14 protein-coding genes are annotated in these 23,499 nt (G+C 48.2%); 3 read left to right on the top strand and 11 right to left on the bottom strand.

Annotated elements, in window-relative coordinates; genetic code table 11:
* Positions 1-1,193 precede the first annotated feature (1,193 nt).
* The 4 genes from B0D95_RS13200 to B0D95_RS13185 all read right to left on the bottom strand — a co-directional run bounded on the left by B0D95_RS13200 (position 1,194) and on the right by B0D95_RS13185 (position 13,335).
* The gene (locus tag B0D95_RS13200) at positions 1,194-1,487 is read right to left on the bottom strand and encodes a hypothetical protein (RefSeq protein ID WP_078044323.1); all 294 of its coding nucleotides are present in this window, start codon (positions 1,485-1,487) and stop codon (positions 1,194-1,196) included.
* The gene (locus tag B0D95_RS13195) at positions 1,488-4,706 is read right to left on the bottom strand and encodes a transglutaminase family protein (RefSeq protein ID WP_149867914.1); all 3,219 of its coding nucleotides are present in this window, start codon (positions 4,704-4,706) and stop codon (positions 1,488-1,490) included.
* A 92-nt stretch (positions 4,707-4,798) separates the two neighbouring features.
* On the bottom strand, positions 4,799-11,095 hold the full coding sequence (locus tag B0D95_RS13190; RefSeq protein WP_078044321.1) for a choice-of-anchor A family protein: 6,297 nt from the start codon (positions 11,093-11,095) through the stop codon (positions 4,799-4,801).
* A gap of 761 nt (positions 11,096-11,856) precedes the next feature.
* Positions 11,857-13,335 carry a DUF4832 domain-containing protein gene (locus B0D95_RS13185; RefSeq protein ID WP_149867913.1) on the bottom strand — a complete coding sequence of 493 codons (1,479 nt, stop codon included), beginning with the start codon at positions 13,333-13,335 and terminating at the stop codon, positions 11,857-11,859.
* Positions 13,336-13,668: 333 nt separating this feature from the next.
* On the opposite strand from B0D95_RS13185, the gene B0D95_RS13175 reads away from it, so the two are divergent.
* Positions 13,669-14,304 (top strand): putative glycoside hydrolase, encoded by a 636-nt coding sequence (locus tag B0D95_RS13175; protein ID WP_078044318.1) that lies wholly within the window; start codon positions 13,669-13,671, stop codon positions 14,302-14,304.
* Between the two features lie 95 nt (positions 14,305-14,399).
* On the opposite strand, the gene B0D95_RS13170 is transcribed toward B0D95_RS13175, so the two are convergent.
* The 7 genes from B0D95_RS13170 to B0D95_RS13140 form a co-directional block, all read right to left on the bottom strand.
* Positions 14,400-14,981, bottom strand: a complete 582-nt coding sequence (locus tag B0D95_RS13170) for a YceI family protein (RefSeq protein WP_078044317.1) — start codon at positions 14,979-14,981, stop codon at positions 14,400-14,402.
* Positions 14,982-15,057: 76 nt separating this feature from the next.
* Positions 15,058-15,606: a cytochrome b gene (locus B0D95_RS13165; RefSeq protein WP_078044316.1), complete on the bottom strand. Its 549-nt coding sequence runs from the start codon at positions 15,604-15,606 to the stop codon at positions 15,058-15,060.
* Positions 15,607-15,840: 234 nt separating this feature from the next.
* The gene (locus B0D95_RS13160) at positions 15,841-16,245 is read right to left on the bottom strand and encodes an acyl-CoA thioesterase (protein ID WP_078044315.1); all 405 of its coding nucleotides are present in this window, start codon (positions 16,243-16,245) and stop codon (positions 15,841-15,843) included.
* An 87-nt stretch (positions 16,246-16,332) separates the two neighbouring features.
* On the bottom strand, positions 16,333-18,450 hold the full coding sequence (locus B0D95_RS13155; protein WP_078044314.1) for a hypothetical protein: 2,118 nt from the start codon (positions 18,448-18,450) through the stop codon (positions 16,333-16,335).
* A 208-nt stretch (positions 18,451-18,658) separates the two neighbouring features.
* A complete protein-coding gene (locus B0D95_RS13150; RefSeq protein ID WP_170941650.1) occupies positions 18,659-20,029 on the bottom strand; it encodes a TRAP transporter large permease subunit in 1,371 nt (456 codons plus the stop codon).
* Positions 20,023-20,589, bottom strand: a complete 567-nt coding sequence (locus B0D95_RS13145; protein ID WP_078044313.1) for a TRAP transporter small permease subunit — start codon at positions 20,587-20,589, stop codon at positions 20,023-20,025. Before B0D95_RS13145 ends, B0D95_RS13150 begins: the two co-directional genes overlap by 7 nt.
* Before the next feature lie 104 nt (positions 20,590-20,693).
* The gene (locus tag B0D95_RS13140; protein ID WP_078044312.1) at positions 20,694-21,965 is read right to left on the bottom strand and encodes a M48 family metalloprotease; all 1,272 of its coding nucleotides are present in this window, start codon (positions 21,963-21,965) and stop codon (positions 20,694-20,696) included.
* Positions 21,966-22,042: 77 nt separating this feature from the next.
* Here B0D95_RS13140 and B0D95_RS13135 point away from each other — a divergent pair, with 77 nt between their 5' ends.
* On the top strand, positions 22,043-22,531 hold the full coding sequence (locus B0D95_RS13135; RefSeq protein ID WP_078045759.1) for a DUF4265 domain-containing protein: 489 nt from the start codon (positions 22,043-22,045) through the stop codon (positions 22,529-22,531).
* Between the two features lie 37 nt (positions 22,532-22,568).
* On the top strand, positions 22,569-23,345 hold the full coding sequence (gene yaaA / locus B0D95_RS13130; protein ID WP_078044311.1) for a peroxide stress protein YaaA: 777 nt from the start codon (positions 22,569-22,571) through the stop codon (positions 23,343-23,345).
* Positions 23,346-23,499 lie beyond the last annotated feature (154 nt).

The following is a 23,499-nucleotide window of genomic DNA, read 5'->3' as shown; positions in this document are numbered from 1 at the left end:
CACACGATGCCGCTTCATGTGGCCAATATCCATTGATAAACCACCAAAATTCACATTTATTGGTAGTCCAAACCAATATTGTGTTTGTATATTGGTACTGAAAGTACTGTAACTCGGTAAACGATAGCTCAGCATTCTTGAGCTTTGTGCGGCAATTTGATCTTACAAATTATAAATATGGAATTGATTAGGCGCTTACTTAAAAACAGCTGCCGGAATCACTAATCCCGCAGCCGTGACTGGCCAAATAACAATTATCAGCGTAAGCGTAGCACTAAACAGCAATAAATATTACCGACGTAAAGGTAATCGAAAATAGTAATATGCGAGCGTAATTGTAAATACCAGGACAATCTTTTCGACTTCCCCCTCTAGCATGAAGTCTTTAGTTAATAACAGGATGCCGAAATAATGCCAGTAACAATAACATGACTATAGAATTTATCCTTTTCTAGCAGCTCAACCCCACATGATTTGCAAGGCATCAGTACACTCGCATCAGGATTGAGTTTTATCCTAGTAATCAAACTTATTGAAGCACCACAATTCCAACATTTTTTCATTTTTAACATCCTTTACTTACTACATACGATGCTAGTCGATCTTCTATATAACCCAAAACTAAAGATTTGAAAGCACATATTAAGGTCGCCAACCATACAATAAAAAACCACAGTATTGTGAACTGTGGTTTTTCTGATAAAAGCAATCGGATTAAAGTCCCATTTTGTCTATTTTTCCAACCATTAACCATGTTGATATGAAAGAAATAGCGACTGTAGAAGCGAATGTAAATTTAATCATTCCAAACAAGAATGCCACCATGACACCAAAGCAAGTTGCCACTATCGGCCACTTTTTTGTATCTAAATGGCGTCGTTTGCACGAATAAAGCGCAAGTAAATACGACGAAATTATAGCAGCTCCCAAATACAAGGATTCAATGTGCGGCGGTGTATTTTGATAATCCTGAAATAAATGCCACATTTGCCTGTCTCTTTGCCAGTCTTCGATTTAACCTTATCGATTAAATTAGCGGGATTTTTCAAACTCAAAGTAAAAGCCGAACCCCAAAAAACTCAGTAGCTCCCAAAATAAGAGCCACCAAACCAAAAACAAAAGAAGCAGATTTATCCACTCAATTACCATTATGATTCAGCGACAAAAAATATCATCAAGCTCAGGCAAGATACTTACCAGCCTTCTAGCCTGTAAAAAAATAAGACGCCGATGATAATTCCGACTGAGACACCGAGAATATCAATGTTGGCACTCAATAGCCTTCGCCAAAGATATTTTACTTCCGCAATATTTAATAGTGCTAAGGGAATCCCATAGCCAAAAAATATGTACAGAAAATTTACCGAGTCAATACCCTCAGGAAATAGAAGAGGCAGTGAATATTTAGCTAAATACCACCCAATCACCCCCCCCACAAGAACAAGAATACTACTTAGAAAAAAGTATCCTTTTGATATCATTTGCATTTATACGTACCTGCTCATTCTGACAAGATTATTTCTTCTTACATTGGACGCCATCTCAGCTTGAAGATTCAAAATTAATAAGGACAGAGTAATCGCAATTGTCGCAAGAAAAATGCCTAGAAGAATTGGGTTTGCGGCAGCCAAAGCTAAATTGGCCATTACGGCTTGTGAAATTCCTATCATAGCGATGGCAGAGCCGATATTAATAATAATATCGCGAATTTTTTCACCCACAGATAAGTTTGGATTGGCCAATGTATCCACTACTGAATAAATTGCACTAACAAAAGTCAATATACCACTAACTTTGGCGTATAACGGGGCATTCCCGGCGTTAAACCAGTGATCCTTAAATCTTGTTAAACCGTCCAAATATGCACTGGCGGCCCCTAATGTTATGGTTAGCGCACTACCATTTCCACCGCCAGAAATCATGTATGCTCCGGCGCCAGTGTCAGGATCAATAAGCGTGTAACCTTCACCGATCCATCCATTAAAGTTCAATCTGGATTCATGTGCGGTCGCAATTTTTCCAGCATTCACAGCATTACGTATATCTGCTTCTGCGTCAGCCCCCAGATTAATTCTACTTAGCGCCAATGAAACATTATCCTTTGTGATAGTCCATATTTTTTGTCCTTGACTATTTGCAATAGCCAATGCCTTTGCTGCGCTAATGCCGTGAGCAGTTTCGTTCTCTGTGGAAAACATTTGCTCTGGAACCCAATGCTCAAGAGCACTCATGCGAGCACCAATACTTTGACTAAAACTCGAAGATGCTTTTTTATCATTATTTTTTGCAACATGGTGCTGCTTCAAATGATCAATGTCCATACTCATCCCTCCAAACTCTACATTTCGAGGCAAGCCGAACCAGTATTGTGTATTAATTGCGGTGCTAAATGTGCCATAACTTGGTAAGCGATAGATCAGCATGTTTGAACTATCACCGTTCACACGATCCAGCATGTCGTTCATTGCAAAATAGGACAGTACAGTTGCTTGCAGCAAGCTACCTGACGTTTGATGCTTCGTAAGTGATGCCAGTTGTACGGAGTCCGCACTGCCTAACTTGATTGCAGTTTGATTAACCTCTAGCTGCATTCGCGCAGCTTGTTCAGGGTTAATTCCTTGTAAATTAAGACCAATAGCTCGGTAGCTTCCTGCTACTGGATGATTGATGCTGGTTTCCCAGCCATCCTTAGGACTCCACACGCCCATCTCTTCGTAAAGCTCGCCGCCCATTTTTCCTGCGGCACCAGCTTTGATGGTTTCACCATTAATCGTGAATTCTGCCGTCAAGCTGATTAAATAACCCGGTAAAGTTTTAGGAAGTTTGGCAGGGTCGATAGAACCGTCTGCTTCCGGTGCGGGCAAACGGCTGGCAATAATATCTTCATCGGCTTTTGTTGCTGGCTTGAAACTTAACGCAAGGGTTTTACCTGCAAGTTTAGCTATCGGTTCTGTAATAGAAATAAACGCTATATCCGCATAGCCATAATTTTCTGTTGCCAAGGTGTATTTGAATTTATGGCGAAGGTTATTCGGTACTTCATTGAAAGTTTGGCTGGTGATAATGCGGTTGTAAGGCAAGCCAGCGGCTAATGGGCGCGCAGGCAGGATTTTAATTTTTTGCAAACCTAATACTTCACCAACCGTTGAATCGGGGTTCTGGTTTTCAATGTAGGTTTTCAATTGATTTTGAAAATTCTCAAGTTGAGCCTCGATATCGGCTTGCGGCACATTTTGTACCCAACCTTCGGTTTCATTCACAATCGATTTGGTCTGGATGGTATTGGCTAATGTTTCTACATCGAATGGCACTTGATCTTTTAAGTCCATGCCTTCAGTGAAATCATATTGTTTGAAACTCGCATCCATTGGAATCCAGCTATCACCGACCTGTTCTTTCATCCCTCGGCTGGGGAAATAATCGACATAAGCCTCTACCCAAACATGCTCCAGTTTGAATTGGGCAATCTTTCCACCTTCCAGCAATCCGATAGTGGGTACGCCACCCATACCGAGAATCGCTTGCGCCGCTTCTGGCGTTTGCGCACCACCAACCCAGTTCATGACTTTTTCTGCGGGGATTTCTACCGTGCCGTAGGCATAACGCGCAGGGATGTTCGCTGCACGCAGTAATGCAATCAATAAGCTCGCGGTATCAATCGCGTTACCTTGTTTAGTTTCAAGGGTATGTTGAGCACCCTGGATAGAACCGTGGCTGGGTATGTAACGAATGTTGTTATGAACCCAGGTGTAAATTTCGATGCTATTGTTATTGAGCTCAGCCGCGAGCGCTTTGATTTCCGGTGTTAATTGGATTTCGATATTTCCGGTTAGCGCCGCTTGTAATTCTGCATTGGCCGCATTCGCCATTGCCTGTGCAATCAGACCTGGATCGGTGTCCCCTGCTTGTGCAAGCTGTGCGTATTTAGCGTAGGGGTTAATGCCCAGGTTGGCTTGTAAATCATGCGGATTATCAACCGGCTCACGTACCGATTCATCAGGTGCTTTCCACGGCAAACTGTCGGGTGTCGCCGGTGTGTGCGTCGGTTTGAATTGCTCTTGCTCCAGGGATTGGTTTAATTGCTCCAATGCTTGTTCTTGTGCGCTGGCAGATTGGGCGTTGATCAAGGCTGTTAATTGTTGTTGGGTTTGCACGTAGAGGCTTTTGATGTGTTCCAGTGCTTCGGCATGACGTGACTGGATTAATTGTTTTACCTCTGGTGAAAGAGTATTGCCTGCGGCTACTACATCTTGTTCAAATTGTGCCGCTTCGTTTTCAAAATCAGTAATGGCTTCTTGGTAGGCTGCATCAATGCTCGCACTCAATGTTTGTAATTCAGCGAGTTCATCGGCAGTCACCGGGCCATCACCAAAAACACTGGCAAAGGCTTTTTGGAACCAATTCTGTTCTGCATCGCGCTGTTCAATGGCTTGTGGCAATTCCAATACGATTTTATCGCGTAGTTTTGCCAAACGATTGCTCAATTTTTTCTCCGGCGTAGTTTCTATCGCCGCTTCCAATGCTGCTTCGCGCTGGTCTTCCTTATTGAGTTCGTTGGCAACCGCTGCGGCGGCCGGGTTCGCGTAAAACACAAACGTAAAAAAGAATAAAGTCAGTAACGCAATTGCGCGTGCAAAAAAGCCACCACGAAAACTGTCCATAGTGATGGCATCAGTTCCTGATGTTATGAAATTTCCTTGGGTCATAGTGCTTACCTTTGATCCTGCTGTTAACAATATTCAAAAAAAGAAAATACGTTATTCACCAGCCCTGCTTAACAGAGCTGGTGAAGTGAGATTTACTGCGGGGATAACGCCAGCGTTTTTTCAAGCCGGGTCGCCCAATCAGGTGCGGTGCCAGTTTGTAATTGCAACTGGATGCCACTGCTGCCGCTTGCAGGCAACTTCACATAGATAAGCTGGTGTTGGCTTGCACTCGTGCCCAGATTGAGCGGCAATACCCAGTCAGTGCTGTTGGCAACAGGGCTGAAATTACCGGCATTGATAACACTGATGTTATTACTCAGTGATAACTTCACCTGGCCTGTTACTGCCTGAGCGCCGATGTTTTCGTAGGTCACAGCAACCGGAATGGTTTTTCCAGCTCTGGCGGTTATCGGTACAGGGTTTACATGCTCCAATGCCGACAACAACAACTGGGCAAATGGATTTTCATTACCTGCGCCCAACGCTAGCGCTTGTGCTAACAGATCGAAACCAGCAAATACCGATTTGCCTTGCTCGTACTGATGGATCGACAACGCATTTTTACTGGCTTGCCCAACGGCTGCCGACAAATCACCACCAAAGAAACGGTTATGAATCGACATATAGCCGTTGGTAGTGGAATACCAGGATTTCACAATCACTTGACCATCGATACGACCGGCAGGCTGATCAACCTGGGCAAATGGTGCGAGGATGCTGCCTTCAATTCCAACCGATGTCATTTTCAATGAAGTCGCTTGCGGGAAGTTGAACAGCACTTTATTGCGAATGGTGCTGAGCGATTGCATTCCCATACTCTTAATGCTGACATTCTGACCAGACACGTTGAATACCACAGTAGCACCAGCAGGAATACAACTCACGGCAAAGGTGTGAGCAATACCGAGGTCTGCACCGTTCACATTGAACACTTGTGAATTGCTGCTGCAATCGCCTTTCAATTCCAATCCACCCCATTGCATTTGCACAGTGCCATTCGCTGGCAAATTCGCAAGATTGGTTGAAAGTTCTTGCAGGTATTCACGCTCACCAGTGAAATTAATTGGCATGGTTGCATTACCCTGGATGACAGCACCCTGCGCCATACCAAAACGCACTGCATCACCCACACCGGCTACGCTGCCACCGGCAATTAAATTACCGTAATAAATGCGACCTGATGGGAAGGTGACACTACCACCGACAGTAACAACATCATGCAGTTTATTCAGATCAAGCTTATCGCCCACACTGAAATTTTGCAGGCTGAGGCTACCGCCAACAGCGATGCGACCTTCTATGGTCGATGACAATGACGTGAAGTTGTCCCACGCGAAATTACCGTAACGACCCGCCGCACCTAAAGCACCGAGAACCGTTTGGGTATCAGCACCCGGTAAGTTGTTGCGATACTCACCGATTACCGTTGCGCCATTCGCAGTGAAGTTCAGCACACGCGCTGATTTATTGAATGCACGCTCCCATGGATAACCCAGAGCACCTTCCTGGACGGTGATACCTTTTGCATAGGCTTCATTAGCGCGAGCTTTAATGCCCAGTGCTTGTTCAAGCATTTGGTGACGATCTGTTGCACCTGCCACGATTAAACCATCACCGGCTGCCACGTTAATATCCAGCAGGTGTTGTGTGGCCTGATCCAGCGTGACTTTTTCGCTGAGCAATGCGTAAACGCCATAACCACCTTGATTTAATTCCGTTGCAAACGCAGCGGCGTTATCAACGATGGTGTAGAACCAACCGGCTTGGGTGAGCAAGTTTTCCAGATAAGTACGCTCAGTTGATGAAGCATCCATCAAGACCAGCAGGCGAGCTTTTTCACCCACATCAATATCACCGGCTAATTGAATGGATGATTCTTTAACTGTGAAAGTTGCCGTAGCCAAAACAATAGCCTCAGAGCCACGGAGGACTTCGAGCACACACGCATAAGTACCAGCCGAGAAACCAGGTGTTGCGAAGTTTTTACTGTGTGGTATTTGCTCTTCTACACCAAAATTCAACACGCTTGTTTCATCGGATTTAACCAACTGACTATCCACATTAACAACGCTGTAGCGAATATTCTGGTTTTGAAGCAATGAACTGCTGGCATTAATCACGGTGAAATCACATTGCTGCTCACCACCAGAATCAATTTCTGCAAACGTCACAGTGACGTTACCACGCAACGCTAACTCAGGATTGCTATCCACAATAAATGTGCTGACACCTACACCATACACAACATCACTGGCGTCCTTGAGTGTTGCAATAACCTGATAGGTACCAACCGCTGCTCTGCTCAAATCAAAACTTTGTTGCCATTGCAACAATTGCTCTGGCAGTAACGATGAATAGGGAATGGTATTTTCATAAACCGTTGCACCGGTTGGTGAGCTTACGATTAATGACACGATTGGATTATTGATTGTGTGAGTTCTGGTGATATTCTCAATGGAATAACCCACTACAACCCGATCATCGATATGGTATTGGAGTTTATCGGTGAAGGGCGAAACACGACCCAACGGATCACCATTGCCATCCAACTCGGAAATAACAAACGCTTCTGTATCGCTATCCAGCAATACACCCTGCGCATCAAACAAGGATGCTGTAGCTGAATAATGCCCGGCAGCCGTTAAGCTCGTGTTCCATTGATTAGGCAGATTAACGGAAGTATTAGGCTGTAAATTGTTGATATCACTCACAGCAAACGAATGAACTTCAATACCTGCATTATCTTTAATCACTAAAGACACCGAGTAATGACCATTCAGCGCTCCTACGTTGGTGACAACGTTTGAGAAGTGAACACCCACATTCGGGCCAAACGTATTGGCATTGAGCGATAATTCAATATCGCCACGCTTGGACGCGACAGGAATTTCCTGACGATTATTGTTGCTATTACACTCGGGGAAATCACCCGATAATTTAGCGACAACCACCATTTTTCCTGTGGCGAATTTCGCAGGATCAATAGTGGTGAAAGTCACATCCAGATGACCACCAGAGGGTAAATCAGCCTCGATCACTTGAGAGGCAATCAATTGGCCGCCGGACTCAGGTTGTGCATCATAAACACTCACCGTAATCGATTCCGTAATCGTCGTTGCCCCTGCGTTACCGATTTTCACTGTTGCATCGGGATTAGCACCAAAGCCATGATCAATCAGCTTAGCTCCACCTAAGGTAAGATCAGCAATTTTGGTTTCGCGTTGAATTTTGTTGGTGATTCCATTCATGTATTCCTGGTAATTTTTTACCGTCAACACAAATCCACGGTCACCACCAACCGGCTGTGGAAATACAATCGCATTCAACAATGCAGTACTGATTCCCGTTCCTACACCAATCGAATTCAATACATCGACGCCTGCTGTTTTGGCACGATTCGATGCTGCAACAGCAAGGGTTTGAGTCGATTGACCATCAGTGGACACATCGATGATTTGCATGGAACTCGCCGGTAATGCTTTGGTTATTAAGGTTGTTGCACTATCAATACAGGCATGAATGGATGTGCCACCACCGCTTTTTCTGATCGCCCGGATTTTATCGGCAATCACCTGAACATTATCTTCTTCAATAATCGTTGGGTTCAGCTCAACTTTTGCAGAACTGTCAAACTGCAAAGCGGAAATACGCACAGTACCATCACGCGGAACTACATTTTCAATCGCTTGCGCAGTCCCCTCCAATTGCAATTTGAAATCAGCGGCACTGACGCTTCCCGATGAGTCCATACACAATGCCAAATCCACATTGGGCTTTTGCTGATTGCTACACAAACCGGCGGTGGAACTTAAATTATTCGCTTCGGATAACTCAACCAGCACATTGGTTGCATCCAGCAAAATACTGATCGGTGCATCACGGAAAGAAAGTGTGCCTGACACAGTAATTGATGTGCTGATCGTCCCATCAACAGCCAACGGCGATGACTGGTTAATTACAGGTGATACCTGCCCCAACAATGTATCAGCGGCATCGTAAGTACCATTGTTATTTAAATCTTCAAACGCATAAATGGTGAAAGGAATTTCAACACTCGCATTACCCCTGTTAATGAGGGTTACACCGATAGTACCTGATGCGGTAAAACTGGCGACATCAGACACCAACGCCGAGCTATCAATAGCGAGTACGGCAACATCCGGAATCAAAGCATCAATGCCCAGTTTGCGCATCAATACATTACCCAAATCAATTTCATCACCCGCTGAAATAATGGAGGCGAAATCAACTTGTGTGTATCCGGTTGCTTTAACCGTGATGGCCTGCGTCCCCGCAGGTACGACAGGGAAATTAAATGTCCCATCACTACCGCTGACAACTTCAAGCAACTGGTTGGTTACTGTGTTTTTAACTGAAACGATAGCTGCACTTATTGGCTGTGAGGTACGTACATCCGTTACATATCCAAAAAGTTTGCCGGATGTTACAGCCGATACCGGATTAAATTGGATGCTGCCAAGATCCTGAATCAAGCCACTTTCGGTATTGAATTGTGCTTGCATGGATTGATAACCGGCCTTGATCAATTCAATAGTAATCCTTCCCGATTCCATATCACTTATCGAGAACTCGCCATCGATACCTGTAACGAGATTGATGGCTGCACCGGTATCATAAGTCACGGCAACAGCAACAGATTCAATACCTCGACCAGTTACAGAATCAACTACCGTGCCGATGATTCCGCCAGTCGTGAGCACAGGTGGCTGGGAAATTAGTGTTAGCTTGGGTGAGAATTCAAGCCTGTTACCATCTTTCGGTTTGGCAGACGCTGAAACGGGATGATATTCAGTTAAGGCAACTTCAATTTCAATATCCGCTGCTGTTATCCCTTGTATTACATACTGACCCGCAGCATCACTGAGTGCTGAAGCAACCACCACCCCCTCTTTTAAAATATCTATTTTGGCTCCGACAAGAGGTGTGTCTGTACCATATTCAGAAATTACACCGTTAACACTCACACCCAACGCGACAGACTCTTGCAAGGATGGAGAAAATAACAATGTTTGTTGTGCTGTTAATTTTGCTGTAGTAGACACATCAGCATAACCTGACTTGGCAACAATCAGCGATAGATTACCTGCGGCGACATTACTTATTTGGTAAGCACCATTGGCATCTGTCGTAGCAGTTAATCCCAGTGAAGGAATACCCACCACAGCACCGGAAACGGGTGAGCTTGTTCGACGATCCGTCACAACACCACGTACTGTACCTGTAGTGACAGGAGTGCCCGTCACAGGATCGACAGCCAGCTTTGTTAATTTCAATACTCCCAAATCTGGCTTGGAACCTTTGAAAACCAATGTCGTTAAGGTTATGGAACCATAACCTTGTGAAGTTGCTTTAATAAAATAACTGCCCGCCGCCAGGTTTTTGAAAGCAAATACACCTGCTGAATTCGTCAATTGGGATTCTGAAGAAACACCCGTGATTTCTACAGTGGCACCCACCAAAGGATTGCCACTTTGTCCATCAATTAATTTACCCGACAATGTGATTTCATCAGGTGCCGGTAATGAGGCCAGATGCAACGCATACAATGCGAGTGCCGTTGTATAAACATCCCCGTTAAAACTGCCATCGTTTAATTGGGCAGAGGCCAATGCATTAACACTGGCAGTCAATCCCGAACGATCATTGGTGTAATTTAATAACACAATTAATGCATGGGCACTGGTATTGAGTTCAGGCCAAAGCCCACCTGAAACACGTTGCGCTAACAAATAATTATTGGCTTTCTGTAACGCACTGCTAACGGCATAAGTATTTCTGAATCCCCATACCGCTTTCATGACTTGCGCAGTCAGAGTGATGTTGGAGGTATTGTTTTCCAGCGACCAACTACCGTCGGATTTTTGAGTCTCCAGCAAATATTGAATGGCATAACCAATTCCAGGATTCTCAGAACCCACTTTTGCTACAACTTCAAGTGCAAGTGCTGTACTTAGCGGATCAGCTTCATAACCCACGCCGTAGCCAAAGCCGGAGTAAGGCATTTGGCGCTGTGCCAACGACGATAATTCCGGGGCATATGCTGCACCCAACCCATGCTTTATGAGAATGGTTTTTGCCAAATGCTCTGTGCTGTAATTGATGGGCGATGGAGCAACGAACTCATTTGCCGCGACCAAATTGACACCCGTCGTTTTATTTAAAAAGACCAGCGTTGAAAGGCTTTCCAATGTGGAAAGTTGGGGGTTGGATTGGGTTTGTGGTGAATAAAATTCACCTTGGGCACCTTGCTTGGATTTGAGCCAGGCAACACCAGTATCCACTGAGGCGATAGCAACTGATGAAATAAGATAAATAACAAGAAAGAAAAATGCAGACAGCATTTTCCTGGAAATGAATAACGATCCCATGTTGTTTCCTTTTCAGAGATAGAAGTACAAAATCCCAGACAAGCTAAAATGAACTTTTGAGGACTAACTAAAAACGGCGGCAACTATACTCAGGAACCTATTTTTGTCCAGTAACTGGCGCACAGTTACACACCGCATACGGATTACCAAATCTCTCCTTGGAAGGCGCATTTATCTAAATTAAAATTTATGCGCCACGTTTAGCCGTTAGTTACTAGATCACTACCGATAGTCCCACTACACTCCTGCTCTGACTCTTGGGCGCTTATCAAAACAATGGATAAGCACCTACGCGAATATTCTGATCATTAATTTGTTTGAGAGGCGACAGAGACAGAATTGCAAATCACGCAACAACAGCAAAGTAAAATGCAAACCATTGATTTAAAAGGATTACTAAACTGTGTGCCATATTTTATTCAAAAAAATGTTACTAAACTCAATAATCTGGCCAAAGAGAATTGAAGATAAATCCGAAAAAAACTCCCAAATAAAAGATATTTTTGAAGCAGAAAAAACATAAGATTTTTATTGCAGCGAAGGAGTAAGGCATAGGCCTCATGGTGACATAGTCGGTGACACTAAACCTTTTTGACAAAGGGAAGCATTCATACTCTTTTGATTTTTAATGATTTTTTAAAATTACTTGCAAAACAGATTCAAAACATCAAATAGTTTTTTGCTTGCTTCATCGCGTTGAAAAAGCCCTGCATGTCAGGGCTTTTTCTTATCCAAAATAAATGCTTTTCGATGTTGGAAGATTATAAATCCACATTAAACTGAATAATTTGCCCTGGTACTAATCGATCGCTTTCAATTGTTAATTCAATATCTTGCGGGTTGTGTTCATCAAGGGTGATTTCTATATCGCGAGTGCTATCGGGTAATAAACCTTTCAGGCTTTGCGTGGCGCGTTGGTTGTTAATGGTGGGGTAAGCATCGTAGTACAAAGGGGCTATGCCTTCGTTGCGAATACTGAGGCGCACCGTTTTGCCGTTGCTTTCCAGGCTGCTCACGCGAAAGGCGTAGCCTGTTGCCATGGCGGCGGTTTTGATTCGTGTTTGGGGCTGATAATTGAATTGATCGTTCCCGATCATGTAAGTGATGTGATACTGCCAGGCAAATGCTTCAAACGATTTATTGTGTGCTCCATCAGGATCAAGTACATGGGCTTGGTCATAGTCGGTGTAGTAGCTGAATTCACCGCCTGCTGGGCTTTGTTGGTAGCGGTTTGCACCGAAAAAAATCCAGGAGGCACGATTATATTCGCTGTCATTTCGCGAGTGATTTTCATGCATGAAGGAGTCATCAAACAATCCGAATGCCAGATTCTTTAATGTCGTTGAGGATGAAAAGGGAGAATAGTCCGGGCTGGCAGCATCTATCGATATGGACCATGGTGTGAGTGAGAATAAGCTGGCGACATGATTGAGGAATGTTGTTTGAAACGGTTTGCCGGGGAAGTTTTGACCGAGAGTCGGGTTACCATCATAAAGGTGATATTCGGCATAGGAGCCAAAGCCGAGCTGTATAAAGGCAAGGCGCGGATCATGGTCGTAGCGCTCCGCGAAACGGGTAAAAAAATCGAGAAGAAATGCCTGTAGTTCTGTTGATGACCAATCGGGAATAAAGGTGTTTTTGCCTTCTACCTTGCTGATAGTGGACGGCAGATTATTGGGGATAGAGCTGGCGGTGACTCCCGGATAGGTATCGCGGAAACGAAAAATCATTTGCCGTCCGCGCGCTGCTGCTTGAGCCAGTTTTTGGTCAACCAGATTCCAGTTGTAAGTGCCAAGGGTGGTAACTACATCGCGATAACGCAGGTAGGAAAATTCCAACTGCACGCTATTGCCCAATGCGGTTAACGCGCTGAGATTATCGCTCCAGAATACGATCCCGGTCATGGGCTGCACACGGTTTATTTCACTGCGTAAATGCACAGCAACAAAATGATTGTTTGAATTGCCTTCGCTGCTGTTCGCCATTGATGTGCTTGATATCGCGGATGAAATGCTGCTGGATAAAGCAAAGGATGAGCTGAGGGGAAGTGCGCTTGATTGTGCATCACTGCTGGCAATGGATGAACTGCTGACAGATGAGGTACTGAGCGTCGATGTGCTCGACTTAGTCGAGTTGCTACTTCCGTTGCTGGATACAGCTTCATCGCCTGCTGACGAGCCGCCGCAAGATACCAAACTCAGTGAGAGCGCCAGGACGCCAAGCAACAGATTAAGCTTCATAACATTTGTGCAATGCACCCTCATTTATGTTGTTCATGATCGGGCAAGAGCAGGCGTAGTTTTTCCTGTCCGTTGGCGCGACCAATGTGTATCGATGGTGCAAAAGCTTAGCACGAGGCACGGGTTTTTATATCCACCGGCTTCACAAGTGCTACCCGCCATGTCATGACAGACTTGGGCGATGCTGGGCCAACAGCGGCTGTCAGATTGAAGCACAAGAATCATGCGCAACCATTGACATAATTCCCCGGCGGATAAATATTGTGCGCAGCGGTTGCTTGGCTATTGAGCCGCTGTTTGCCCCCATAATAATTTTCTAACGAGGCCTCAATCATGGGTTACTCCCGCATTATAAAATGCTTGCTTCTGCTGTCCGGCACTGGGTTGTTATCGGCAGCTGCACAGGCGCAAGAACTGAATCCTAATTATTTTTATCTGGTGAAAGGTGAACTGATTAGCCGCAGTATCGCCGTGGGTGACGCCACTAATTGGTACACGCCTTTGCAGGGGCGCGAAGGGCAGTCGGCGGGTGGGAAAGTCATTGTCGCACCCACAAATTTCAAAGGCAAGGGCGATGCGATTCAAATTACTTGGGCATCGCGTAAAAAACTGCAAGGCAATTTCTCATTGTCCGGCAGGCCGATTGATTTATCCAAATTCAAAGACGCAGCCTCACTTACTATTGATATGCGTGTGGATGTGAAGCCAGACAAAAATGTCACCATCGGTTTGGATTGTGGCTACCCTTGCCGCGCCGATTTGCCTATTAATGGCTTGATCAAAAAAATGCCCAAAGGTGAATGGTTCAGCCTGCCGCTACCTTTGAACTGCTTTAAAGGGGATAACTTTGACCTAAGCAAAATCAGCGGTCCTTTCAGCATTGCTACTGATGGTAAGCTTACCCTGAGCATCACCAATATTCGGTTGGAAAAGTTGCCGGATGGCGAGAAGGGATGTGTGGAGGAGTAATACTCTCTGAACCGGATGCCATAAAAAAGAGGCCGCTATGGCCTCTTTTTTATGGTGCGTTTGACGCACGAAAGGAAAAAATAATTTGCGTTAAATTATTTTTTAATCCCTTCTACATGCAGTTCCAGTTTTACGGTTTGTGAAGCTGGGCCTAAATCCATTTTGATGTTGAAATCTTTCATATTGATTTCGGTTTCGCCTTCAAAGCCTGCGCGGTAGCCGCCCCATGGATCTTTGCCTTCGCCTACTTTATCCACTTCAATGGTGATGCTTTTGGTCACGCCATTGAGGGTCAGGTCGCCCACAATATTGAACTCGTCATTGTCATCGTCCAATACAATTTTGGTGCTCACAAACGTCGCTTTGGGGAATTTTTCTACGTTGAGGAAATCGGGGCTGCGCAGGTGTTTGTCGCGCTCGGCGTGGTTGGAGTTCACACTGGTGGTGTCGATGGTGACATTCACGGTGCTGGCTTCCGGTTTGGCTGGGTCGTAGGTGAACTGGCCGGAGAAGGTGTCGAAGCGACCGGTCAGCCAGCTGTAGCCCAGGTGTTTAACGGCAAAATTGATAGAGGCGTGGGCGCCTTTGGTATCAATTTCATAGGTGTTTGCCAGAGTCGGCAAACTCATAATGCCAATGCTGGAAACAGCGAGGGCGAGCAGAGATTTTTTTAACATTGTGAAACTCCTTTAGGGTTAAACGATTGTCGAACAATAATGGATAAACAGTTTAGGTACAGAGTATTGCATAACATTATTTTTTCACCGGCTTGAGCATGCGCACCAGCGTGCGGTCGCGCACAACAAAGTGATGCACCAGTGCGCCGGCAACATGCAGTACCACCAGACCAATAATGCCCCAGGCCACATATTCATGTAATTCACCGGCGAGGTCGACCTGCTGGGCACTGAGGGTGGCAAATGAGGGGAAATAAATCCAATCGAAGAGGCTCGCCGGTTTTCCCTCGGCAGTAGTGATCAGGTAACCGCTGACCAGCACCACAAAAATGGCCAGATAAAGTCCCCATTTGACCAGCGTGGCACCGAGGAGTTGCACGCGTTGATTGCCCAATGCGGTCGGTGTGGGGTTGAGGATGCGCCAGGTGACGCGCACTAGCATCAACAGCAGCACTATGAGCCCCAAGCTGATGTGCAGTGCCGGGCCTTTGTGATACCAGTCGTCGTAGTAACCCAGCCCGGTCATGTAAATACCCAGGCCAAACAAAAACAGGATCAGCAGGGCGCTGAACCAGTGAATGATGATTGAAATAAGGCCGTAACCGGCAGAAGAATCCTTGAGCATAATTGCCTCTGGGGTGTGCTTTTTACCAAGATAACAGTAAGCCTGAATAATTACAGTAATGCCTAGTCTAGCTCTGCTGCGCTAACTATTGGCTATAGCGCTGTGTAAATTCGGGTTTACATATAAAAGTCTATATACATCAACTGGTTATGATGCTTTGGTGATGATGGAGCCTATTCCTGTTAGGACAATAGATCAGATTTTTAGTTCTTTATCATTCAAATTTCGGGATATTTAATCGGATTTCTGCGTGTGTTGTAGCACCGGGCGTTTGTGTCCCTGCTGGTCGATTGCCACATACACATATTCACCTTGGGTGACTTGCAGTATCTGGTGGGTGAGGAAATCCTTGATCCAGACCTCCACCTTGACGCGGATGGAGGTGTTGCCGATACGCAGGGTGCTGGTGTAGCAACTGATGATGGCGCCAACGGGCACCGGGCGCATAAACACCATGCTGCCAACGGCGACAGTCGCCACGCGGCCGTGGGAGATTTCATTGGCGTGGATGGCACCGGCGATATCCATTTGCGCCATTACCCAGCCGCCAAAAATATCGCCAAAAGGATTGGTATCGGCGGGCATGGTAATGGTTTGTAGGGTGAGTGTGCCGCTGGGCTCACTGGCAAAGGACTGCATCGCATTTTTCTCCGGCTTGGAGCTTGCAGTATAGCCAGTCTCCACACAAAAACGGCTCCCGAAGGAGCCGTTGGTGATAAGAGAGAGTTAGTCCGGTTCGGTGATGATGTAAATCATGCCGTTGACATCGTTCCAGGTTTTACCCAAACCATCGACCAGGTTGACGCTCACGGGAAGGTAGCTATCTGCCGGCAAGTCCCGGGTGAAGGTTTGGGTGCCCATGAAGTAGAAAGGCCGTTCCTCGTCGTCTGATTGGGCATCGACATTAATGCGGGTGGTGATGGTATCCACTACCGCGCCGCTCTCCAGACGTTTGATGGTGATGGTGGCATCCATGGGGAAGGCGTCGTAGTTGCCGTAAGCCATCAGGATCAGTTGCTTGCTGGCAGGGTCATAGCTGCCCATGATCAGTGGTGCACTGTGCTTGATGGTTTGGGTTTTCATCACCACCTGTGCACCATCGTCACTCTGCTCATCGGCATCAAGGTTGCCGTCGATACGTGTCTGCTGCCATTGCGCCTGAGTGTTGGAGAGGATGGAGGCGAAGTTGTAGATGTCGTAGTGGCCACCACAGGGTAAATTCAGGCGGTAATTGCCCTGTGCATTGCTGTAGGTGAAATCAAACCCATAGACCGCGTTTGCTGTCTGGCTGCTAAGGCCATAAACCAGGTTGCGGGTGACTGGCTGGCCGTTTTCGTAGAGGAACTTGCCACTGACCTCACAAAGCTGCGGGCGGCTCAATTCGATAACTTGTAGCGGCGGGTTGATGCAGTTGCTCGACAGGGTGATCGGGTGGGTGACATAGCCAAAATCGCTATTGCTGAAGAAAAAGACCTCGGCGTCCAGGTCCGGGTTCAGGCTCGATTGGGCGATGCGGATATGGGCGGTGCCATCCTCGCCGCTGGTGAACAGGGTGGAGGCGAAGTTAAAGGTGTCGTCGTTGTCCATGACATAACCGTTAATACCGCTGAGCACTTGTCCCTCGGTATTTTTCAGCTGCACCCGGGCGCAATAATCAGTGGGTTGGTTAAAGGCCAGTGGGTAATCCAGGTTCCACCACTCGCGCTGGAAGATTTCATTGGTTACCAGAATTTCCAGGGTGAAGGTGGCGCTATCGCAATTAAATAGGGTTTGGGTGGCGGGCACTTGCTGGCCTGCTGCGTTGTACAGGGTGCCCTGACCGATCAAATCCCACAGGCCTGCACTGCTGTTGTAGGTGTAAACCGGCACCTGGAAACCTGCCATGTCTGGCGCGCTGTCACCGAGGCTTTCGAGCAGTCTGCAGCTCTGCGGCGGGATTTGGTAATTGATAGTGACAGGCTCTTCCGCAAGGGTCTTTTGGGCGCCGCCCAGTTTGGCCAGCTTTTGTTGGCGCGCCTTGCGCATGGCGACGGCGACAGGTTCGTTGGCGCTGGTTTTGATCTCGGCAAAGTTAAAACCGACGGAGGCGAGTTCATTGCCATCCGAGTCCGCATAGGCGCCGGGGAAAAACTCGGCATCGTTGGGTTCGTTGGGGTCAAAGGTGCGCACGGCCACTTCCAGTGAGCTGGTATCCTCGGGCAATAGCGATTGCGGGATGTTGATCAACAGACCGTTACTTTGCTGTTCATCGTTGCCGCTGACCTGAATGTTAAAGCCATCCAGGCTGACGCCGGAGGCGGTGGTCGCCGTGCCGGGAACAACGGTTTGTACCGGTACGGCTTGCAGTTTTGCATCCACATTGATTTTGCTTTCCGGTGGCAACTTGCGTGCATAACTGGTGTGCCCCGGGGCACTGATATACAGCGCAAGGCTGGTGGCACCAGTGGCGCTCAGGTCGGCACTGAAACGCAGTTCGGTGGAGTTGTTGTAGTCGCTGGCGATAGGGGCAGCGTTGGCTAGCGGTTGCTCATTGGCATCGAGCAGCACCAATTCGACGTTGACCTGTGATTTATCCAAAGTGGTGCTCTGGCCCGATTCATCAAAACCATTGATGGTGCCGTTGATTTTTACCGTGACCAGATTCGCGGCAGATGAACTGCTGGATGATGACAGTGCGCTTGAAGTAGTCGAACTGGACGAGGCCTGAGGGGAGGATGAGCTGCTGGATAGCGCTTGGCTGGTTGCGGACGAGCTACTGGCGGGCTTGTCGCTACCGCCTCCGCCACCGCAGGCTGCGAGGCTGAGTGCTGCCATGGCAGCGGTTAAACGAATAATCGATAACATAAAAATCTCCTTGTAATGGATGTAAAAAATCCCTGTTTAGTGCAGCAACGGCGACTAAATCTGATGGCGGGAAACGCGGTGAATTCTAGCGGCTTGGCGCTTAAAACACTTATTGGATTGATAGCTCTGGGAGGCGGGTCACACTCCCTGTGAAACCTTATAGTGGCACAGGGAATGTGGCGGGAGCTGTTAAAAAATGTGAGGGTTATTAAAGCTGTGACGGTAGCCAGGTTACGAGGCTGGGCCAGAGCGCCATGATGCAGAGCAAGGCGAGTTGCAGGCCGATAAAGGGCAGTACGCCGCGATAGATTTCGCTGGTTTTAATGCTGGCAGGGGCCACGCCGCGCAGGTAAAACAAAGCAAAACCAAAAGGCGGTGTGAGGAATGAGGTTTGCAAATTGACGGCGATCATAATGCCGAGCCAAATGGGATCGACACCCATAGCGAGCAGTACCGGTGCCACAATCGGCACTACTACAAAAATAATTTCAATAAAGTCGAGAATAAAACCGAGGATAAACATCGCCAGCATCACCAGCGCAATGGCGGTGTAAACGCCGCCGGGCAAACTGCTGAAAAACTGATGCACCAACTCTTCGCCGCCAAAGCCGCGAAACACCAGTGAAAATAAAGAGGCGCCGATCAGGATCATAAAAATCATGGCGCTGATTTGTGTGGTGGAGCGAGAGACATCGCGCAGGCGCGCCCAGCTCAATTGTTTTTTACACAATGCCAGAATACAGGCTCCGAGTGCGCCGACACCGGCCGCTTCGGTGGGGGTGGCAGCGCCAATTAAAATCGAGCCGAGCAGCAGGCTGATTAACAGCAACACCGGTAGCAAGCTGGCGAATAAGCGCCAGAGAGATACCTTGTCATCATCGTTAATTTCAACGCGCGGAATAATGTTGGGACGCAGCCACGCGGTGAAAAATACATAGAGGATATACAGCAACACCAGCGCCAAACCGGGCAGCATGGCGGCGATAAATAAATCGCCCACGGAAATGGTTTTGGGGTTGAAGATGCCCATTTTTAATTGCGCTTGTTGATAGGCGCTGGAAAGTACATCGCCGAGCAATACCAGCACGATGGAGGGCGGGATAATTTGCCCCAGCGTGCCGGTCGCGCAAATGGTGCCGCAGGCAAAACTGGGGGCATAGCCGCGCTTGAGCATGAGCGGCAGCGACATCAGCCCCATGGTCACCACAGTGGCGCCCACAATGCCGGTGCTGGCCGCGAGCATGGAGCCAACCAGCACTACCGAAATGCCCAGACCGCCGGGCAGGCGCCCGCAGGCTTTGGACATATTGGCCAGCAGGTCTTCAGCGAGGCGCGACTTTTCCAAAATGCCGCCCATAAACACAAACAGCGGCACCGCCACCAGGGTGTAGTTATTCATGATGCCGTAGAGGCGCGCGGGAAAACTTTTTAATAAATTGGGATCAAACACGCCGCCCAGAATACCCAGCCCGGCAAATGCCAGGGCAACGCCCGCGAGGGTGAAGGCAACCGGGTAGCCGAACATTAAAAAGAGGCAGATGGCGGCAAACATCAGCAGCGGGATTAATTCGATCAGCATGATGAATCCTCCGCGGCGGATGCTGACGGGAAAGGAGCCAGGTTCATCAGCGCCAGCAGATTGCGCAGCAGTTCGGCAATCGCCTGCAAGCTCAGGCTCACCGCCATCACTGGCAGCAAGGTTTTAAGTAAATAGACGCCACCGATACCGCCAGAATCGGTCGAGCCTTCATGGATGCGCCAACTCTCGCGCACGAATTCCAGGCTGCCCCAGCCAATCAATACCATCACCGGCAAGGTGAACAATAAACTGCCCAGTACCTCGACCCAGGCGCGAGTTGATGGCGACATTTTCTTGTGCAGTATATCCACGCGCACATGGCCATCGTTTTTCAGGGTATAGGCCGCACCCAGCATAAAGACGGCGGCGTGCATATAAGTCACCGACTCTTGCAGACCAATGGAGCCAATATTAAACAGATGGCGCAAACCCACGACGACGGAAGCGATGATGACCATCAGGCCAGTGAGCCAAGCCGTTGTGGTGCCGGTAATCTCGGCGATGGTGTCGAGCAGGGTGACAATTCTGTGCGGGGTGGCAGCGGTAGCTGAGTGGTTCATGGTGTGGTGGTTATCGTTATTGGAATAATGAGGCGGCGATTATACGCAAAGCCGTTATCGCCGCCGTCATTTTTTGCAGACATTATCTGCAAGGATTCAACAAATTATTGCAATTTCCCCAGCTGCCCTTTTGCCGCTTCGCCAATTTCACCGCCGCCTTCGGCTGCCTGCTGGAAATACTGCGCGGCTTGGGTGCGGTTGCCTTTGGCGAGTGCCACTTCACCCAGATAGTAAGTTGCTATTTGGGTTGGCAAATAACGCTGGCTGGTGGTCAGGTCTTTTTCCGCCATATCGTTTTTACCCAGTTGCTTGTAGGCGATGCCACGGAACACATAGGGTTTGAAATATTGCGGGTTGGCCTGAATGGCGCGATCCAACGCAACCACGGCGTCGTTGTCTTTTTTCTGTTGCAATAACAGCTGGCCTTTCATCTCCCAGAACAGGTTTTCCTTGGGCTGTTGTTGGATGGATTGCTCAACATAGCTCATGGCGTCGATGTATTTTTTCTCGCCGGCCAGCTTTTGCGCTTTTTGGTAATTCTCGTAGGCTTTTTTGTCTTTGTTTACCTGCGCCATGGCGCGCTGGAATTGTGCTTTGTTGCGCACACCGCCAGGGTATTGGGCAGCGTGTTTGCGATTGGCTTCTACCCGCGCTTGTGACGGCGGGTGACTGGCAAACAGGCCTTCAATGAAGCCGCTGTTGCGACCCTCGGAGAGCTTCACAAAAATCTCCTGCAATTCCACGGCCGCTTGCGCGTCGTATCCGGCTTTGGCCATGTACTTCATGCCGACTTCATCAGATTCCAGCTCGTGGCTGCGGCCATATTTGGCTTGCCATGCCTGGGAACCCACGGCCAGAGCACCCATGCCGAGCACGCCGTATTCCGGTTTTTTCTCGGCGATGGCCACACCCGCGAGCAATACCCCGGCGCCCATCAATACATTCTGGGTTTGTTGTTGTGCACCGTGGCGCGCGGCGGCGTGCACAATTTCGTGGCCCAGTACGGCCGCTAATTGGGCTTCATCTTCCAGATACACCAGCAGGCCGCGGTTAATGGCCAATTTGCCGCCGGGCATAGCCCAAGCGTTGGGCACATCATTATTCAGTACCACGAATTCATAGGGCAGGTTGGGGCGGTCGCTCACGGCGGCCAATTTCTTGCCTACTTGCTGTACATAGGCTGTCAGTCCCGGATCTACGACGTATTGGCCACCCTGTGCCTGTTGGCCGGGGCCGTAGTTTTGGGTGCCGGTGGCGATCTCCTGTTCGGGAGACATAATCGACAGTTGGCTTTTGCCTGTGACCGGATTGACCACACAGCCCGTTAAGAGCGTGGTGAAGGCGATCAGGCCGAGTAAGTGCGAGAACAGTTTCATAGTGGGACTCCTTGTGACAGAGGTGAGTATAATGCCACAACTATTTTGACGATAAGATCTAAATGCAAGGTGAACAGGTGTCGATGAAAGCGTTACAAGTGATAGAACTTTTTGCAGGAGTGGGCGCGGATGGCAAGCCCATCGTCGAGCAACTCCATGTGCGTGAGCTGGAAGATGGCAATTTCCAACTGGTACAGTCACCCGCGTTTGCCAAAGGCCTCGCCAGTGGTGATGTGGTGAAAATGCTCAGCGATACACGGGAATTCGACCTGGTACAGCGCAGCGGCAACCTGAGTATCCGGGTATTTAGCCGCAGCGATATCCAAGCCATCGCCGACCTCCTCACCCCCGAGCTGGAAAAACTGGGCGGTGAACTGGATCGCGAAACCCCGCGTATGCTGGTCTACTCCATTCATGTGAGCTGCGGGTTCAGTGCGATTGAAAATATCCTCAACGAGTTTGTCGGGCGCGACGGCCAAAGCGCGTGGATGTACGGCAATGTCTATGACCCCACCGACGGTCAGACACCGCTTAACTGGTGGCTGGATCTGCTCAAACCCGAATAGCCTTTTGCTGCGTCTTTAGTTGTTACGAGTTCACTCTATGCTGCATGTCATATCCCCGGCGAAAACCCTGGATTTTGAAACCCCATCACCCACGGCCATCCATACCCAGCCACAATTTCTGGATCAGGCTCAACTGCTGATTAACGACCTGCGTCGCCTGCCGCCTGCGCAGGTGTCCCAGCTCATGTCCATCAGCGAAAAACTGGGCCAGCTCAACGCCCAGCGGTTTCTGGAGTGGCAACCGCCCTTTACCCCGCACAATGCCAAACAGGCCGTTGTTGCGTTCAAGGGCGATGTTTACACCGGCATGGCTGCAGAGACCTACAGCGCCAGTGACTTTGAGTTTGCCCAGCAGCACCTGCGAATCCTCAGTGGTCTCTATGGCTTGCTGCGCCCGCTGGATTTGATCCAGCCGTATCGCCTGGAAATGGGCACCGGTTTTGCCAACCCGCGCGGTAAAAACCTCTATCACTTTTGGGGCGATATCATCACCGATCAGCTCAATGCCGAGTTGGAACGTCAGCGCGAGCGAGTGCTGGTGAACCTCGCCTCCACCGAATACTGGAGCGCGGTGAATCCCAAAAAACTGCATGCCGACGTGATTACGCCAGTGTTCAAGGATCAGAAAAACGGCAAATACAAAATCATCAGCTTTTTTGCCAAAAAAGCGCGCGGCATGATGAGTGCGTATATAGTGCAAAACCAGTTGACCCAGGTGGAGCAGATCAAAGGGTTTGATACGGCAGGCTATGCCTACAACAAGGCGATGTCCTCGCCCACAGAGTGGGTGTTTACCCGCGCCGAGCTGCTATAGCCTGCGCTGGCGGGGGCGCACGATTTTTATACGATTTTGAGCAATTAAGCGTTTTCTGGCGTCAAAAATTAAACTATGCTCTGCCGATGCCAAAAACCTGTGGAACTTGGCATCACTTTACCGCTGGATGCTGCCAAAAAACACGATAGGACAT

This window comes from Cellvibrio sp. PSBB023 (genome assembly GCF_002007605.1).
Taxonomy (GTDB): Bacteria; Pseudomonadota; Gammaproteobacteria; order Pseudomonadales; family Cellvibrionaceae; genus Cellvibrio.
This window is presented reverse-complemented; position numbering and strand designations above follow the sequence as displayed.